Source organism: Erythrobacter sp. R86502 (assembly GCF_042466465.1).
In the GTDB taxonomy this organism is placed as follows: domain Bacteria; phylum Pseudomonadota; class Alphaproteobacteria; order Sphingomonadales; family Sphingomonadaceae; genus Erythrobacter.
The window spans coordinates 16,014-33,702 of the sequence record NZ_JAXHCJ010000002.1; the positions used below are offsets into that span (position 1 = coordinate 16,014).

Consider the following 17,689-nt stretch of genomic DNA (forward strand, 5'->3'; position numbering starts at 1 on the left):
GATTTAGCCAGCAAACTTGCAAACTCCCTTCAGCTGCTGCAGCACGTCTCCGATAACACGGTAGACCCGGGCCAAATGTTCAGCGGTAATACAATAGGGAGGCATGACATAAACCGTGTTTCCCAGCGGCCGCAGCAGCACGCCCCGTTCGCGAAACATTGCCAGCATTGTCAGCGCGAGGTCGGAAAGGTATCGGCCGCCGTCCCCGACATCGAATACGGTGATCGTTCCCAGCTGGCGCAGGTTGCCTACGCCGGGAATGCCCGTCAGGTTGTCCAAATGTCCCGCCTGACACGTGGACAGTTCGGCGATCCGAGCGATGACCGGCTCCTCGCGCCGGATTGCCTGATTGGCTGCCGCCGCAGCGCAGGCCAGTGGATTGGCGGTGTAGCTCGACGAGTGAAAGAACATCGTTGACCGGTCGGGGCCGTAGTGCGCCTGATAAACAGGTTCGCTCGCCATGGTGACCGCCAGCGGGATTGACCCGCCTGTCAGACCTTTGGACAGGCACAGGATGTCGGGCGTGATGCCGGCCTGCTCACAGGCGAACAGCGTTCCAGTCCGCCCCCACCCCGTCATCACCTCGTCGGCGATGAAAAGAGTGCCATGGGCCGCGCAGATGCGATGCATCTCGGCAAGCGTTTCAGCGGTGTACATCAGCATCCTGCCAAGCCCCAGGACAAGCGGCTCGACGATGAAGGCTGCCGCACCCTGACGACAGTCTGACCCAGCCCGAACTCGCGCCTTGGCTGATAGATGGCATTGATTTTATTGCCAATCGTATCACCCAGGCCAATCAGGCAGAGATCGAAAAGGCTAAGCTGCTGTGGCGCGCACAAAGCACTGTCGTGACCAGCTGAACAGGCGCCTCAGCCCTGCGAGCGCCTGCAAGCCACAAGAGGCATAAGTCCTCCCGCGCCGTGCTGAGGATGACATCAAGGCCCCGCGCGCGTGGGTTCACGCGCCTCAGCAAGCCGTTCGGCGAAGTCTGCTTTGGCCGGTTCGGGGAAAATTCGAGCCGTTCGGGGAGCGACCCCAATCCAGTCGTTATGCGACATTCGCCGTTCCGGCGTAGAAGTGAATTATACCAGCTATGTTTCGTTTTTCAGTGCTCTCAAAACTTCCATGGCGGCGCAGATATGAATTCCTGCGAAGATGAAACCCTGCTCGTCGCAAATGTTGAGAGCCTGATCGACAAGTTCGATCAACTGCTCGAGGGATGCTTGCTCCTGCTCTGTGGCTCGATCATTCATGGTGAGGCTTCTGTCGAATAGAGGGAACGGCACTAGCTAATTGAGGCTAAATCTTGGTGGGCGCGCTTATGCAGTTAGCAGCCTTCTCCACAAGCCGGGCTTTGATGCCCGTCCCCGCCTGCTACACCTTTGCGCCAGACGGTGAAAGTTCGTTCCAGTCCAGAATGGTCGTCAGTAGGTCTTGATCAAACGCGGCGCGTTCTAGCGTAACTCTGCTCATCGCTCTGTCGTTCTCAACTTGGCCTCCAGTGCGGCGCGTGCAATACTGAAGGTCGGTTCAACCCAAACGGAGAATTGATCTTGCCGTATCACCATGCCGATCAGAAGAACCGAGTGGCGAAACATACAGTTTTCAAACAGGTGGCAGGCGATGCCATCGCTGATCGCATGGAGGCCCTGTCTCTCGAAGTCAGAGGCATGAGCGATCCACAATATGCGGGCCTTGCCAGCACGGAGACCCTCAACGCGGTGGCGGCTACCCTCAAGGCAACACGGCGCAAAATCGACCAAATCTTCGAGCATGAGGGATTTGCAACCAGCCCTGCCTGCGACATCGTGCTCGAGCTGTTCGAAGCGCGAAGCAGGAGCGCGCCCCTCTCGGTCCCGGCTCTGTGCGCTTCGATCAATTGCGCATCCTCCACACTCATACGCTGGACAAATGCCTTGGAGCTAATGCAACTGGTCAAAGTGTCGAGCGAGGGAAGCGATGGCAGTCCGGCAAACATTGCTTTGACGGAGAAAGGCTATCTCAAAACCGCGCAAGCCCTCCAGTTGCATCTTCATGAGTGAGGCGTCTCGATAAGCGATCGGGCGACGGAATTCTCCACTGGCACCTTGGAGGGATTGTTTAACGGCTGCTTGGAATGTGGACCGTATCCTAAAAGCGGACATTCGCTTTTCCACCCACTTGCAGTCATGAGAGGTGGCCCGGAGCGAGCCTAAAAGCCGCCCTTTTGCGTGACCTCGCCCGAGCCACCAAGGACGGCAATCAAGCCGCATCTAAAGTGTAAGGGCGATGTGGCCGGTTCGACACCCGTTCTTTCTCCTTGGCCAATCAAGGCCATGGAGAAAGATGATGACCTACTCACACCTCGACCCGGCCATGCAGAACCGGGTCTCGTGGAATGCTGGCAGAACCGTCGGTACCAAGCGGCCGCTCACCCAGAAGTAGATTTGGGCGATCCGGTTCTTCCTTGATCGCGAGGAGCGGCTCCGTGACCGCGCCCTGTTTGACCTGGCGATCGACAGCAAGCTGCGAGGCTGCGATTTGGTGAAGCTCAAAATCGGCGACCTCGTGGCCGGATCCGAAGTTCGTGACCGCGCATTGATCATTCAGCGGAAGACCGGGCGGCCCGTGCAATTCGAAGTTACCGCAGACGCCCGCACGAGCCTGGCAACATGGCTGCTGCGACGGGGCGGCAACATCGATGATTTCGTGTTCCCAAGCAGGATCCATTCCGGCCAACCGATGAGCACGCGGCAGTATGCTCGCCTCGTCGATGAATGGGTCACCGCGGTCGGGTTGCGGCGGGAAGACTACGGCACCCACTCCATGCGGCGCACCAAAGCTGCCATGATCTACCGAACAACCGGAAATCTGCGGGCGGTCTAAATTTTGCTTGGTCACTCCAAGATCGAGAACACAGTCCGATATCTCGGGGTCGACGTGGACGATGCCCTTGTCCTGGCGGAGCGCATCGATATCTGACAATATTTGCGGCCATCGGGCGAGCTCCGATGGCCGCTTTTGTCGAAGTCCGACGTTCACCGAACCGGCAACAAATGGGTGGGGAGCTGCCTGACCGCTTTCGGGTGACAGAACGCAATAGCTGCCGTTGGTCGCAGCCGAGCAATGCGTCGCCTCCCGACCTAAACCCTGTCGTTCCGATCAGCCGTCAAAAAGGTCCGCTCCTGACAGGAGCTGCCAATGGGACGCCCGAACCGGTTGGTCAGTAAAGCGCCCTAAATCCGGTCATTCGAATCGCTCATGCCGCGCCCCAAGACCTGCCGTCTGCGAAGAATCGAGTGGATGCCCGCTACAGGCCTCAATCCCACTCGCTAGTTCAATCGTCGGACAGTGCAATTCGTCTTGGTTGGAAAGCGACTTCGCTGACCCCATATAGTCATCTCGGGCGTTGATGGGTTGACTGTCGCGATAATTGGAAAGACACCGGCTCTTCCTCGAACGGCTGGAGCCGTACAATGTTCGGACTTACTGCTTTCCCTGACGCAGTCTTGCGAGGTGCAATCCTCGGGACGATCGCTCTCCTGTGGGTAATCCTCGTCGTTAGGCTGATTGGCTTGCGCACTTTTTCCAAAATGACGGCTTTCGATTTCGTGGTCACCCTGGCCACTGGTTCGTTGTTGGCGGCAGCGGCTACCGTGACCAGCTGGACTGCGCTGGTCCAAGCATTAAGTGCGATCGCTACCCTCCTCATTGCCCAAGTCTTGCTTGCTATATCCCGGCGGAAATCCCGGAGGTTCCAGCTGCTGATCGAGAACGACCCGATCATGCTGATGTTCGATGGCAAGATCCTCTTAGGTGCATTGGCCGAAACGCGCGTGTCGGAAAGCGACATTCTGAACAAGCTGCGCGGCGCAAACATCAAGGACCTGTCGCAGGTGCGATCCATGGTGCTCGAAAGCACCGGGGACATCTCGATCCTCTCAGGCGAGCACCGGCCATCGGACGACATCATGGAAGAAGTGGATTGCAGCCACGGCCCGCTCGAAAAGCATATCAGCCGAGAAGAACCGTGAACGAGTCTCATTTAGCCAAGCCGTTGCGGTCAGCAAACTTGCGCGATCCTAGGAGAGTCCCTGCTCGAAGACGCGTCGCAGCGGAGTGCCCGCCGTGGTTGGCGGCCTTGTTCGCGGGTGCGCCAATGAATGGTCAGGCTACGCTCCGCGAACTCAGTGTCAGAGCCGCGGGAGACTTCGCCTTCGCCGTCGCAATCCCGGCCCGTAACGAACGCGAAATCCTGCCGCGTATGCTGGCAGCGCTGCTTCTGGCTCTCAAGGGTGTGAGCGAGCGGGGTCTCGTGGTGTTCGCGGTTAACGATACGCATGACGGTTCGGCGCAACTAATCCGGGATTGGCTCCGTATCAACGGCCTACCGGGCGTGGTCGTCGAAGTCGGACTCATCCCAGCTATACGGAGCGCGCCATACACGCGGCGGCTTGCGCTGGACATCGCCAGTCACTTCGCACCGGCCGGTGCGCTACTGACAACCGATGCCGATAGCGAGGTGGGGCCGGGTTGGATCCGCCAGGGCTTGGATGGTCTCGCCGGCGGCTTCGATCTGATCTGTGAGGACGTTCGTCTGGACGATGCCGGACTCGCCGCTCTGCCGGACCAAGTGCGTCTCGCCGGTGACGCCGAGCGGGCCTATTACGCTGCCTGCGATCAGCTGTGGCAGAAATGGAGCGGCGAGGCAGGCGCCTTCGCGCATCGCGCTTCGGGAGCAAGCATGGCAATCCAATCCGCAACTTATCGTAAACTGGGCGGCCTGCCGGTTCCGTCCCACGGCGAGGATGCAGCGCTGTGCGCCATGGTTCTGGGCAGCGGCGGGCGGGTCGTTACCATCGCTGATGGCGGCACGCGGACCTCCGCCCGGCTCGATGGGCGAGCGGTGGGGGGATGCGGCGAGGCTTTGAGCAAACGGGCGAGCCAGGAAGACCCTGAATGCGACGATGCGCTGGTTCCGATCGTAGAATTGCGCCGCCTCGCCATTTATCGCCGTACATTCGGCGTCCGCGACTACACGGTCCGAATGCGCGCTCCGCTACACTATAGCGAACTTCTGCGCGAACTAAGCGAAGCGAACGCGCTGTTGTCCGAAGGGCCTCTCGCTTGAGCCTGTCGTCACGCGATAGCCTGGAAACCGCCATCGGGGCGCGTGCGGCCGGAGCCGACCATGCCCGGGGCGATCTCGCGGCAGATATTGACGACCTGCGCACGCAGGGTTGGCTCGCCGCTTGTCTTCCACGCGATGCCGGCGGGTCGGGCTGGGGCACCGATGCCGACGGCACGCAGAATGCCTTGGACGCGTTGCGCACGATCGGCCGCGCGAACCTGTCGGTCGCGCGGCTGTTCGAAGGACATATGAACGCGGCGAAACTCGTGACGCTCTATGCCGACGAGCAGCTGCGGCACGAAACCTTCTCGGCCGTCCGCGGCGGCGCACTTCTGGGCGTCTGGGGAGCGGACGATCCGAGCGAACCGCTGACACTCGACGCGGCGAGTAACCGCCTGCGCGGAGCGAAGCGTTTTACATCGGGGCTGGGCCTCGTGAACCACGCCATCGTATCGGTAGCGGGTGAGGACGGCCCGCAACTGCTGGTCGTCGCTACCGACGATGACCAGCGCTCTGACGCATCCGTCTGGCAGATGGGCGGAATGCGGGCCACGCGATCGGGCCGCTACGATTTCGACGGCTTCGTGGTCGAGCCGCATCAGAAGCTGGGGCGGCCGGGCGATTATCTGCGCGAACCTTTCTTCGAAGGCGGTATCTGGCGCTATTGTGCCGCGCATCTGGGTGCAGCCGAGGCGCTTTACCGGGCAATGCGCACCGAACTGGTCGCGCGCGGCCGCGCCGGCGATCCGCATCAGCAACGCAGGCTGGTGGATGCAGCCATCTCCACCGAAACCGCGCGTCTCTGGGTGACGCGCGCCGCCCGGGCGGTCGAGGCGGATCGGGCGCAGCCGGAGACCGCGGCGCTCTCCCTGCTTGCCCGAGACGTGACCGAACGAAGCTGCCGCATCGTGATGGAGAATGTCGAGCAGGCGCTCGGCATGGGCGCGCATATCGCCGGCTCTCCGGTCGAGCGAATCGGCCGCGATCTTTCGCTGTTCCTTTGCCAAGCCGCGCCTGATGCAAAGCGCGCCCGCGCCGCGCAGACCTTGATCACCATTGATTGTGAACTGGAATTTCTATGAGCCTGCCTACTTCCCCGAAAGGCGCGCTCCTTTCGGCGGCCGCCGATGCGCCGCCCATCGAGATCGACGAACTGTCGCCCCCAGGTGGATTGCTGATCATCGCGCCGCATCCCGACGACGAGACATTCGGCTGCGGCCAGGCTCTTGCCGCCGCTGCGCAAGCCGGACGAGAGATCGGCGTGCTGCTGCTCACCGATGGCGCGGGGTCGCATCCCGGCTCGGCAAGTTACGATCGCGAGCGGCTCGTCAAGCTGCGCAAGGACGAGCTGGATGCCGCGCTTGCCCTGCTGGCTCCGGGCAAGACGATCACCGTCATGCGCGCCGGACTTGAAGACGGCTGCAGCGATCTCGAGCAGCTTGGCCTCCATCGTTATCAGCGGATCGTCGCTTATGCACGGGCCCTTCGCGCGAAGTCGGTGTGGGCGACGTGGAACGGCGATCCGCATTGCGACCACACATCCGCAGCCACGCTAGGGCGCATGATCAGCGACGATATCGGCGTTGGATTCTGGCGCTACTCGATCTGGGGCCGCTTCGGCGAGCGGGACGTGCCGCATGACCTGCGGCTCTTCTCCGACGGGCGTTTCGAGCAGCGAAAGCGCGACGCCATAGCGGCCTACCGTTCGCAGACGACGAGACTGATCGACGACGACCCGGACGGCTTCGTCTTCCCGCAGGAAATCCTCGAGCACTTCGCGCAGAGCCCCGAGATATTCATCGGTGGCTGACGCGCGTTCGCATCGCCGGAAAACCTTCGACGCCTTGTTTTCCCGCGATCGCGATCCGTGGGATTTCGAGACGAGCGATTACGAACGCGAGAAGCGTGCCGCCACCATCGCGGCGTTAAAGGGAGCCCGGTTCGATCACTCTCTGGAAGTCGGCTGCGCGACCGGCGTTCTCACCCGCGAACTAGCGCCACATTGTGCGCAGCTGCTTGCGCTCGACGTGTCGGACGAGGCTCTGGATCTGGCGCGAAAGCGGTCTACGGAGCAGGCCTCGGGCCGCTATCGCCGTGCCGAAGTCCCGCAGGACTGGCCCGACGGATCGTTCGACCTGATCGTTTTTTCCGAAATCCTGTATTTCCTGTCGGCGCACGAAGTCGCCGCCGTTTCGCGGCAGGCCTGCGCTGCGCTGGCGCCGGGTGGTCTGTGCCTGCTGGTCAACTGGACTGGGCCAAACGACTTGCCGTTGAGCGGCGATGCCGCCGTGCATCTGTTCGTCGAAGCGGCGAGCTGGCGAAGCGACGAGCCGCGCCTGGCACCGTCCTACCGGATCGACCGATTGCAACGCTCCACGTAAAGCGACGACCGGGGGCCTGATGTGCAAACGACCGGACCGCAGTGCTGCGATCCGGGCGTTGGGTCAGGCAGGATACGGATTGGGGCTTACGCCTACTTCACCGATGTGCGGTCCCAGAAGCGCAGCTTGCCGCACGCCTCGATGAAATCCTTGGCAGACGAACCCTTGCTGACATTGACGAAACCGTCGTCCATCTTGTCTGCAATCCCGACCGCCTCAAACAGCGGCTTTACCGCCGGCACGAACGCGATGAACTTCGCATGGGCGAAGGCATCGGACACGAAGTCCTGGCTCGGCTTGTCGTCGGCGAGCTTCTTGGCCGCCGCTTCGCCCATCACGATCGCGACCGCATCGAACACGACCGAACGGCCGCCGTCGATCTTCTCGTTCGCTTCGAGCATCTTGCCGTCGGACATCTTCGCGCCGCCGATATGCGGTGCGACGATACCGACCATCGCGCCAGCCTTCTCCGCCGCGTTCTGGAGATTCTTGACCACATCGGCATCCCCGCCCTCGGCGATGAAAATGCCCAGCTTGCGACCCTTGAAGCTGTCAGGCCCGTTCTTGAGGATCGAGAGCGCGGGACTCTCGGGAAGATCGGTGATCGGCTCGCGCGCCAGCGGCACTTTGTCAGGCAGTTCGGGCAGGCCCAACCCGTCGCTTACCGTCTTCGCCAGATCGGCATCGATATGGCGCAGATGCCCGACCATGCGCTTGCGGATCGACAGCCGGCCGACCTTGCTCAGCTCGAACACCAGCGCATCGCCCAGGTGGGTCTGTTCGACCTCGGTCTGGCTGATGTAGAACTGGCGTGCCTGGCTGTAGTGATCGGCGAAGGTTTCAGACCGCACCCGCACCTTCGGGCTTTCGACAGGAGCTTCGTAGCTAGTGAAGCCGCGCATCGGGCAGCCGCGCGGACCGCGATCTTCCTCGTCCCCGTCGCCATCGCCCCAGCTGTTGGGTTCGTAATTCACGCGGCCCTTGGGATTGGTCATCGCCATATGGCCGTCCTGCTGGAAATGCCGACCGGCACCTTCGGCGCATTGATGGGGATGTGGGTAAAGTTGGGGCCGCCAAGACGCTTGAGCTGTGTATCGAGGTAGCTGAAATTGCGACCCTGCAGCAGCGGATCGTCGGAGAAATCGATCCCCGGCACGATGTTCTGCGTGCAGAATGCCACCTGCTCGGTTTCCGCGAAGAAATTGTCGACATTATTGTTCAGCGTCATCGTGCCGATGATGCGGACCGGAACTTGTTCTTCGGGGATCAGCTTGGTCGAATTGAGCACGTCGAATTCGAACCTCTCGGCGAACTTATCGTCGAATACCTGCACACCCAGATCCCATTGCGGGAAGTCTCCGGCATCAATGGCGTCCCACATGTCGCGGCGATGGAAGTCGGGATCGGCACCGTTGATCTTCAACGCCTCGTTCCAGACCACCGACTGCAGGCCCTGCTTGGGCTTCCAGTGGAACTTGACGAACTTGCTGTCGCCCTTTTCGTTGATGAAACGGAAGGTGTGGATGCCGAAGCCTTCCATGAAGCGAAGGCTGCGCGGGATTGTCCGGTCCGACATCTGCCACATCACCATATGCATCGCCTCGGACGACAGCGAGATGAAGTCCCAGAAATTGTCGTGCGCGCTCTGCGCCTGGGGAAATCCCCGGTCAGGAGCGGGCTTCACCGCGTGGATCAGGTCAGGAAACTTGATCGCATCCTGGATGAAGAACACGGGAATGTTGTTGCCGACGATGTCCCAGTTGCCTTCCTCGGTATAGAGTTTGACCGCGAAGCCGCGCACATCGCGCGCCAGATCGGGCGAACCCTTGTTTCCGGCGACGGTCGAGAACCGCACGAAGCAGGGCGTCTTCTTGCCCTTCTCGCCCGCCAGGACCTTGGCGCGGGTCAGTTCGGGGATCGGATCGGTCAGCTCGAATTCGCCATGCACGCCGTAGCCGCGCGCGTGGACAACGCGTTCGGGAATCCGCTCGTGATCGAAGTGGAAAATCTTTCCGCGCGCGATGTGATCTTCGAGCAGCTGCGGGCCGCGCGGACCGGCAGTCAGCCAGTTCTGATCATTGGCGATCGGCGCGCCCTGCGCCGTGGTCATCACGTCGTCGTCGCCAGCGGGCCTTTGATGGTTCGCGCCACCGTCAGATAATTCGAATTGCTTGGTCATCCGGCGCATCCTTGCGGGTAAGGGGTCAGAAAGAAGCGCAAGGCGGCAACGTCCCGCCTTGCGCCGCTGGATGCCGGTCAGTCGCCCTGCTTGGCGGCCAGGTTCACCGAACGTTCGGCCAGCTCGCTTGCAAAATCGTCGGCACCGTAGATGTCGTCGACGATCTCATCGAGCTTGGCAATGTGGTCATCGCGGCCCAGCGCTTCGGCGAAAGCCTTTGCGGTCCCGAAGCCGGCGATGCCGTAGTGGCTCATGCGCTGATATTGCGCGATTGCGGCGACCGCGCGAACTTCGTCGCTGATGTCCTCGTCGATCACGTGGGCCTTGGCCTCCTTGACGAGGCCTTCCATGCCCTTGCAATGCTCCTTGGATTTGTCCGCCTCCTCCATGCCGGACAGCATATCGCGCAGGGTTTTGCTGTGTTCTTCAATGCCTGCGACCGCGTCGTCGAGCATTTCGGACAGATCCTTGTCGTCGATCTTGCTCGCCATCTGCTTGACCATCTTGTTCATCTGGTCGTTGGCCGACACAAGATCCTTGAGCTCTTCGACATAGAGATCTGTGAGATTTTGGGGAGCGCTCATAAATGTTCCTTTATATCCACGATGCCGCGCGCCAATCCGGCAGCGCAGGTCGACTAAAAGGCGAAAACGAAGGAATTGACGCTTACTGATCGAGCGTCCGAAACCATCGAAAGCGACTGGTAGTTACTTATCCGAATGTCTGGAGGTCACGCTCGTTCCCGGTGCGAACACCTTTAATGGACGAAACATTTTGTACGGCATTGTCCTCGGTTTCGAAAATATATTGTCTGACTGCTCTTGTCCGTCATAATTCAATCGCCATCTCTGCATCATCCCCATGGATGGTTAAAGGCGGCCATGACGTCCCGACAAAACACAACGGCAGAAAAGATCACGATCAATCTCGGCTTCGTCGATCTGGGAATGATCGACTTGCTGGTGCGCGAAAGCGTGTTTGCCAACCGCACAGATTTCATCAGGACCGCCATCCGTAACGAGCTTGCTCGTCACGAAGACATCGCCAGCCAGGTCAAGCAGCGCGAGGCCCCGGTGCTCGGCATGCGTCATCTGACTCGGACCGAACTTGAGCAGGCGCGAGACCAGGGGGAGATACTCGATCTCGTCGTGCTCGGCCTGCTCAGCGTGGACTCTGCAGTCGATGCTGAACTGGCCCGTTCCACTATCGGTTCGGTGTCCGTCCTCGGCGCATTTCATGCATCGCCCGACGTGAAGTCGGCGCTTTCGGATCGTTTTGCGTGATCACCACGCCACAACCAAAGGACATCGTTTTATGACCTATCCCCTATCGGCGCAGATGTCGGAAATTATGGTGCTCACCAAGGCGGGGCGGCTGGCGCAAGCGACCGACCTTATCCAGCGTGGGCTTCGCGGTTCAAACCCTGCGCCAACTGCGCGTCCCACCACCTGCGATCCGGCGCATTTGACGATCGCATTGCCCGCGCCGCGCGTGGCGAAGCAGGCGGGGAAAAAGGCACCGCCCGAAACGCGCGCGCGGTCAGGCGGCAGTTTCGACCGGCGCACATTCGCCGGTGCGTCGGGCACGCTCGATTATTTCGTCTACCGACCCGACGGCTTGACCGGCTCGGTCCCGCTCGTCGTGATGCTGCATGGGTGTACGCAGACGGCAGAAGATTTCGCGCGCGGCACGAAGATGAACGCGCTGGCGGACGAGATCGGCTTCATCGTCGCCTACCCGGAGCAGCCGAGGTCGGCGAACATGCAGAAATGCTGGAACTGGTTCCGACCGGGCGATCAGGGGAAGGCTTCCGGCGAACCCGCACTGATCGCCGGTATCACGCGTGAGATCATTACGAGCGAGCCGATCGATCCGCCGCGCGTCTATGTCGCCGGCCTCTCTGCGGGTGGCGCAGCAGCCGCGATCATGGCCGGGGCATTTCCGGAGTTGTATGCGGCGGCGGGTATCCACTCGGGCCTCGCGTGCGGATCGGCGCGTGATATGGCGAGCGCATTCGTGGCGATGCAGGGCAGGGGTAAGGCCCAGCGGCCTTCTACCACGCAGACCTATGTCCCCGTGATCACGTTCCACGGCGATCGCGACGCGACCGTACATCCGGTCAACAGCCAACAGATCCACGCGGCGTGGGAAAGCTCGCCGACCTTGTCGGGCCTGAGGCGGAATACGACCGAAGGCGTGTCGCAAAGCGGACAGGCCTACACCAAGACCGAGCTCCTCGACTCGGGAGGCCGCAGCGTGTCGGAAAGCTGGCTGTTGAAAGGAGCGGGCCACGCCTGGGCAGGCGGATCGCCCACCGGGTCCTTCACAGATCAGACAGGGCCTGACGCCTCGCGCGAAATGATGCGATTCTTTCTCCAACATCGGATGGCCCGAGTGGGTTAGCCGCAACAAGATCGTTTGCCGCTGGTCCGCTCTGCTCACCTGTTCTCACAAAACCCGACAGTCCGTTCTCGGCCCACTTTTTGCCTCTCTCCAATGCCGGCAAGGCAACCGCTGAATGTCGGCTTCTGACAAGAGCTGCCGTTCGGCACGACGTTTGGGAACGGCAGCAATGTCCCAATTTCAGCTGTACCGAGCCCAATGAACATATGGCCGCTTTCAGGAAGTCGCAGGTCGAAACCGAACGTCTGACATGGGGTCGCAAGCCGTACGGCAATTTTTGTCAAAACAGCCCAGATAGTTGCCTGTCTGGTTTAAGGTGCGCGCCGCGCTGCTGAAACTGGGTGGTAAGCGTCACGGCAGCTTTCGAGAAAGGAACGGTAGAAAGCGACCGCGTGCCGAATGTTATGACCTCTACTTCGTAATACCCAAGTGCGCGCGCAGCCGTGACAAGAAGGAACGACCTACGGCGAGACGTTCGCCAGCAGAAAGTCGCACCGACCAGCTTCCTGCGTCCAGCTCAAGCGCTGCAATGTGTTGGATATTTATAAGCGTGGATCGATGGATCCGGATGAAGCTCTCCTCGCCGAGGCGCTGTTCGATCGCATAGAGACGTTCGGCGACAAGATAGCTTGTATTGCCGCAGTGCAGCCGGGCGTAATCGTCTTCACCTGTGATGCGATCAATATCGTTGCTCTCCAGTCTCACCAATGCGCCGCGATAAGGTGCCCAGAAAACGACAGGATCCGGCACCTTGGCAATCGGTTTCTTGTGCTGGCTCATGACGCGCTCGACCGTCGCGCTCAGGAGGGTTGGGTCAATCGGTTTAAGCAGGTAGCCGACCGCATTGACCGAGAAAGCCTGGATCGCAAACTGTTCGTATGCCGTGACGAACACGATCGCAGGCGCGGCCTCATAGCCGACCAATTGTTCGCTGAACGCCATCCCTGACATGCTGGGCATTTCGATATCGAGCAAAATGAGATCTACTGATGTGCGGTGAAGAAGGTCGAGGGCCGTCGTACCGTCGCTGGCAGTCGCAATTACCTCAACCACGGGCAGCGCCGCACAAAGCCGAACGAGCCGGCGAATGGCGGCAGGTTCGTCATCGACGATGACAGTTCGGAGCCGATCAGCCACGAGGGATCCCTATGGACGCACGATAGCCGCCGCCTTTACATCGCCCGGCGGTCAGATTAGCGCCGGTGCCATAAATGGTGGCCAAGCGGTCCCGAACGTTGCTGAGGCCAATGCCGAAACCTTGCCTTACATCATCCCTTTCACGACCGTCGTCATCTACCGATAGTCGCAGCATCTGCGCCTCGCTTGCAGCGGTGATCCGGATCGTGACAACCGCGCGGGAAGCGCCGAGCGAATACTTTACCGCATTCTCAACGAGTGGCTGAAGGATCAGCCGCGGTACCTGAAAGTCAGCATGTTCCTCGGGAATATCGATTTCCACATGTAGACGATCCTCAAACCTGCGTGCCTCCAAAGCAAGGTACAGGCGTTGTAATTCGACTTCTTCGGCTAACGACACGCTTGAAGGCAGGTCAGCATCGTTCAACATTCTTCGAAGCAGCCCCGAAAGATCAAGGATCATTCTATCCGCGTCATTGGTACGACCACTTTGTACCAAATCGGCAAGCGCGTTGAGCGCGTTGAACAGGAAATGCGGGTTGATCTGGTATCGAAGTGCTCGCAGCTGCGCCTGCGTGCTGGCGGCCTCTGCCGCTGTTAATCGAGCGGCGGCGCTCAGGAACAGATACAGAATTGCCCAACCCGCAAAGAAGAAGAACCAAGACACAGACGTGTCGGCAACAGCGTAACGAAATACGGGCCAATACCCCCATCGTTCAACATCCGCTGCGAATGTGCCTGGTGGATGCCAACCGTAGAAAACGAACCAGTTTGCGCAGGCGAAAACGGCCGTCGCAGGGATCGCTCCCGTTAGTGCAATTACGACCATTCGAACTGGAGCGTCGCTCTTCACGAGGCGCAGCCCTCGCCAGAAGAGGATTGTCAGTATTGCGCCCGCCGAAGCCGCGACCAGGCGTCGCAACAAAAGATCTTCTGGCTCGGAAAACCCGATCACAGCAGCGCGCGCGCTCATCAGCACAATCCACCCGGCCCAGAACAGGGCGATAGACATGAGCACTGCTCGGCTGGGCAGATCACTTGCGTGGCGGTTACGTAAAGGCATCGGCATGTTGTAGCGCTGACGCTTGATTCCACCAGTGTCGTTGACCGACACCCGTCGTCGTCCACCGATTAGAGATCGCGGTAAGCCAACTGATGATCCACGCCATTGTGCAAGGAGATTTTGCATGTTTGCGAACGCAAGAATTCAGCTTTCACGTCGCCGCTTTCTTGCTGGGTCAGCGATCCTTGGTGGAGCCGTGCTAACCCCACGGTTTGTGTTGGTAGCCGAGACGCCGCGCCTGCCAATCGCGCGGATCGAACCTGTGACGGAAACGCTATGGGGCGAGCGGATCATTGATAACTATCGCTGGCTGGAGAACCAGTCCGATCCCGATTGGTTTCCGTTCATGCGGGGACAGGACGCTCATGCGCGCAGCGTCCTCGACGCCTATCCCAATCAACGTAGTCTTCTGAAGCGGATCGGGGAACTTTCCGGCGACGTGACGCAGGTCATCTATCCCAAGCCGGCCGGCACTGTTCAATTCATCCAGAAACGCGAAGCCGGTGCGGCGAATTACCGCATCGTGGCACATTATCCCGATGGTCACGAACGCGTATTGGCCGATCCGACAAGGTTCGCGGAGGATGGCGGTGCCGCGTCGATTTCCTGGTGGGTGCCTTCGCCAAGCGGACGGTATGTGGTTTTTGGGGTCTCGCTGGCGGGAACCGAGAATGCAATCGGCCATATTGTCGAAGTTGCAACAGGCCGGCTTCTGGCTGACCGGCTGACCGATGTGCAATATGCCAACCCGTCATGGCTGCCTGACGAGGAGGGCTTTTTCTACAACCGCTTTGCAGGGCGACCTATAGGCAGCCCGGATTTTTACAACGATCGAAGCCTTTGGCTCCACCGTGTCGATACTGCTCAAAGTGCAGATAGCAAGATCATGGCTGCCGGCATGGACGCTGGCGTACCGATGTCCGCGATCTCCTCTCCCGAGATGCAAGTCGGCATTGGATCAGATCACGTCGTTTTGTTGATGCGTGACGGCTACGTTCGGGCCTTTGCCATTTATCTGGCGCGCCGTGACGAGGTGCTGGCAGGTAAGGCCAAATGGCGACGGATTTGCAGAGCCGACGAGGGTGTCGCCGATTTCGCCCTAAGCGGAGACACGCTTTACGTCATTTCGACCAGTCCGGCCGCCAACGGTGCTTTGCTGGCGATTGATGCGGTTGCGGGAACGCTGGCCAATGCCCGTACGCTCGTCCCGGCAAGTAATGTTGTGTACGATGAACTCAACGCCGGGCGGGACGGCACATTCGTGACAATCAACGATGGCGGTGAGCAAAGCCTCTCGTTCCAACCGGCAGACGGTGTGCTGAAACCGGTGGCGCTTCCCTACTCTGGCTGGGTGCAAAGTGTCGCGGTCAACCAACAAGACGGGGGCGCGCTGATCCGAATTACTAGCTGGCTTCAGCCGGGCACTATTTTTGCGATCGATGGCCAGACCAGCGTGGCAACGCGAACCATGCTGCAGCAGCGCCCGGCAATTGACCTTTCGCGATATGAATATCGCCGGATTTTCGCGACCGCGCGCGACGGCGCCCGCGTGCCAATTTCGATCATCTGTCGCAAGGGACCGATCGTCACAGCGCCTTGCCTCGTCCATGCATACGGCGCCTATCAATGGCCCTCGCAACCCGTCTTCGACGCTCGCAGTATCGCGTTCCTTGAATCAGGCGGGACCATGGTCACCGCTCACGTGCGGGGCGGCGGCGAATATGGGCGCGCTTGGCATGAGGCCGGCAAGAAAGCGACCAAGCCAAATACCTGGCGGGATCTAATTGATTGCTGCGAGACGCTGATTGCTGAAGGCTACACATCTAAGCGCAAACTTGCGATCTTCGGCGGATCTGCGGGAGGCATAACGGTCGGCCGGGCCATGACCGAACGCCCAGACCTGTTCGCGGCGGTCATCTCGAAGGTCGGAATGTCTAATCCCCTGCGCGCCGAGTTCGAACCGAATGGCCAACCGAACGTGCCTGAGTTCGGCTCGATCAAGGATGAGGCCGGGTTCCGGGGCCTGAAAGCCATGGATAGCTATCATGCCGTACAGGATGGAACACGCTACCCTCCTATTCTATTGACGACGAGCATCAATGACGCCCGCACTGCCCCGCATAATGCCGCAAAGATGGTGGCTCGGCTCCAGGCCGCCGACCCCCGCGGCGTCGCGTTGCTCCGGGTGGATTTTGATGGCGGTCACGACATGAATGACCTGTCAAAAGCCAAGTCTGATGCCGAATATGCGGATGATTTTGCCTTTGTGCTGACCATGACAAAGACGAGCTAGGATCGTGCGGAGAATGCTTTGCTCGGCTAAATAAATTGAAAATGGCTTTTCGCAGGGCGGCACAGCGCTTGGCGAGATGTCGCGAGTGTGCCTGTGAATTTGTATGCTCGGCGGTCGCAGAAACGAAATGCAAAATAGCAAGCTTCTCACGTTGGGAATGGCAATCAGACTTGGCGGGCTCGTCAGGTGATGGATATGCACCAATTAATCTGAACTACAATTCTAAGGCTTCAAGCATGTCAGACGAACCACCTGAAGAACGGCAGCCCTCAGTTCATTTCGTCGAGACTCCGGCGTTCAGACGTCTCGCACGATGGCTACCTTTCGCGATGGTGGGACATTTCACCATTGGTGTTCCGGCGCTGCTGATTTCGCTTGTGGTTGCTTATGGGACCTATGTCCAGGCTGGCGCTACACAACGTATGCAGCAGGCAGCGGCTTGGCCGATCGTAGCTTATCGCACTGGGAACTATACCGCTGATGGTCAGCGTCTCATCAATCTGTCCTTCACCAATAACGGTTTGGGCCCGGCGCTCATCGGCCCGGTGGAAGTCAGATTCCGTGGGCGCGCAATGCGATCACCCGTCGACCTACTCTCGGCTTGTTGTGACTACCAAGAAAACAGGGCGATGCAGCTTCGTACATCACCCATCGTCAACGTCGCGCTACGTCCCGGCGAAGAGGTGCTGTTCATGAGTTTCCCGGCCGTGCCTGTCAATGGCGAAATGGTTGATCTTCTCGACGCTGCCCGAGAGGAGATAGCGGTGCGCGCCTGCTATTGCTCAATATTTGACGACTGCTGGACTATCGATGGGCCGCAATCTCAGCCGCAATCCGTTAAGGCCTGCCCAACGAATTGGACGGTTTGGCAAGAACGTTGAGGTCCAACTCACTCCAGTTGGCTCGAACGTCAAGCGGCTCAGCAACGGCACTGGTCTGCATTCGCAATCGTGCGGCGTCTTATGTCTGATTTGGGTCGCTTTTAGAATTTCGGCTTTCGGCGAGAAACCCGCTGAAGCTGCCCGGTAGGTATCGGGATCGCGAACAGGCGCGGCTCATGACCGATTGTGGGTGGAGAGCTGCCTGACCGCTTTCGGGGTGACAGAACGCCATAGCTGCCGTT

General features: G+C 60.0%; 14 protein-coding genes and 3 pseudogenes. 11 read left to right on the top strand and 6 right to left on the bottom strand.

Features of this window, described 5'->3' with window-relative positions; translation table 11 throughout:
• Positions 1–3 precede the first annotated feature (3 nt).
• Together SJY33_RS14590 and SJY33_RS14595 are read right to left on the bottom strand one after the other, a co-directional pair.
• A pseudogene (locus tag SJY33_RS14590) lies at positions 4–720 on the bottom strand (aminotransferase class III-fold pyridoxal phosphate-dependent enzyme); the annotation flags it as partial.
• A 371-nt stretch (positions 721–1,091) separates the two neighbouring features.
• On the bottom strand, positions 1,092–1,253 hold the full coding sequence (locus SJY33_RS14595; protein WP_379923626.1) for a hypothetical protein: 162 nt from the start codon (positions 1,251–1,253) through the stop codon (positions 1,092–1,094).
• A 300-nt stretch (positions 1,254–1,553) separates the two neighbouring features.
• On the opposite strand from SJY33_RS14595, the gene SJY33_RS14600 reads away from it, so the two are divergent.
• From SJY33_RS14600 to SJY33_RS14630, 7 genes and pseudogenes are all read left to right on the top strand, one after another.
• A complete protein-coding gene (locus SJY33_RS14600; protein WP_379923627.1) occupies positions 1,554–2,042 on the top strand; it encodes a hypothetical protein in 489 nt (162 codons plus the stop codon).
• A 286-nt stretch (positions 2,043–2,328) separates the two neighbouring features.
• Positions 2,329–2,961, top strand: a pseudogene (locus SJY33_RS14605) (tyrosine-type recombinase/integrase).
• A 611-nt stretch (positions 2,962–3,572) separates the two neighbouring features.
• Entirely contained in the window at positions 3,573–4,013 is a 441-nt protein-coding gene (locus tag SJY33_RS14610) for a DUF421 domain-containing protein (protein ID WP_379923628.1), read from the top strand.
• A 125-nt stretch (positions 4,014–4,138) separates the two neighbouring features.
• On the top strand, positions 4,139–5,110 hold the full coding sequence (locus SJY33_RS14615) for a hypothetical protein (RefSeq protein ID WP_379923629.1): 972 nt from the start codon (positions 4,139–4,141) through the stop codon (positions 5,108–5,110).
• Positions 5,107–6,192, top strand: coding sequence for an acyl-CoA dehydrogenase family protein (locus SJY33_RS14620; RefSeq protein WP_379923630.1), 1,086 nt, complete (start codon positions 5,107–5,109; stop codon positions 6,190–6,192). Before SJY33_RS14615 ends, SJY33_RS14620 begins: the two co-directional genes overlap by 4 nt.
• Entirely contained in the window at positions 6,189–6,920 is a 732-nt protein-coding gene (locus tag SJY33_RS14625) for a PIG-L deacetylase family protein (RefSeq protein WP_379923631.1), read from the top strand. Before SJY33_RS14620 ends, SJY33_RS14625 begins: the two co-directional genes overlap by 4 nt.
• The gene (locus SJY33_RS14630) at positions 6,913–7,491 is read left to right on the top strand and encodes an SAM-dependent methyltransferase (RefSeq protein ID WP_379923632.1); all 579 of its coding nucleotides are present in this window, start codon (positions 6,913–6,915) and stop codon (positions 7,489–7,491) included. Before SJY33_RS14625 ends, SJY33_RS14630 begins: the two co-directional genes overlap by 8 nt.
• 92 nt (positions 7,492–7,583) lie before the next feature.
• Here the strand turns inward: SJY33_RS14630 and SJY33_RS14635 are convergent.
• Together SJY33_RS14635 and SJY33_RS14640 are read right to left on the bottom strand one after the other, a co-directional pair.
• Positions 7,584–9,670: pseudogene (locus SJY33_RS14635) on the bottom strand (catalase).
• Positions 9,671–9,747: 77 nt separating this feature from the next.
• The gene (locus SJY33_RS14640) at positions 9,748–10,254 is read right to left on the bottom strand and encodes a ferritin-like domain-containing protein (protein WP_379923633.1); all 507 of its coding nucleotides are present in this window, start codon (positions 10,252–10,254) and stop codon (positions 9,748–9,750) included.
• Positions 10,255–10,551: 297 nt separating this feature from the next.
• On the opposite strand from SJY33_RS14640, the gene SJY33_RS14645 reads away from it, so the two are divergent.
• Both SJY33_RS14645 and SJY33_RS14650 read left to right on the top strand, forming a co-directional pair.
• A complete protein-coding gene (locus tag SJY33_RS14645) occupies positions 10,552–10,953 on the top strand; it encodes a hypothetical protein (protein WP_379923634.1) in 402 nt (133 codons plus the stop codon).
• A 31-nt stretch (positions 10,954–10,984) separates the two neighbouring features.
• The gene (locus SJY33_RS14650; protein WP_379923635.1) at positions 10,985–12,073 is read left to right on the top strand and encodes an alpha/beta hydrolase family esterase; all 1,089 of its coding nucleotides are present in this window, start codon (positions 10,985–10,987) and stop codon (positions 12,071–12,073) included.
• A 411-nt stretch (positions 12,074–12,484) separates the two neighbouring features.
• Here SJY33_RS14650 and SJY33_RS14655 read toward each other — a convergent pair whose 3' ends face one another.
• Together SJY33_RS14655 and SJY33_RS14660 are read right to left on the bottom strand one after the other, a co-directional pair.
• Complete coding sequence (locus tag SJY33_RS14655; RefSeq protein ID WP_379923636.1) at positions 12,485–13,210, bottom strand: LytR/AlgR family response regulator transcription factor; 726 nt, start codon at positions 13,208–13,210, stop codon at positions 12,485–12,487.
• Entirely contained in the window at positions 13,203–14,324 is a 1,122-nt protein-coding gene (locus SJY33_RS14660; protein WP_379923637.1) for a sensor histidine kinase, read from the bottom strand. Before SJY33_RS14660 ends, SJY33_RS14655 begins: the two co-directional genes overlap by 8 nt.
• 73 nt (positions 14,325–14,397) lie before the next feature.
• Between SJY33_RS14660 and SJY33_RS14665 the strand changes: the two genes are divergently transcribed.
• Entirely contained in the window at positions 14,398–16,566 is a 2,169-nt protein-coding gene (locus SJY33_RS14665) for a prolyl oligopeptidase family serine peptidase (RefSeq protein ID WP_379923638.1), read from the top strand.
• A gap of 236 nt (positions 16,567–16,802) precedes the next feature.
• A complete protein-coding gene (locus tag SJY33_RS14670; protein ID WP_379923639.1) occupies positions 16,803–17,447 on the top strand; it encodes a hypothetical protein in 645 nt (214 codons plus the stop codon).
• Positions 17,448–17,689: the final 242 nt, after the last annotated feature.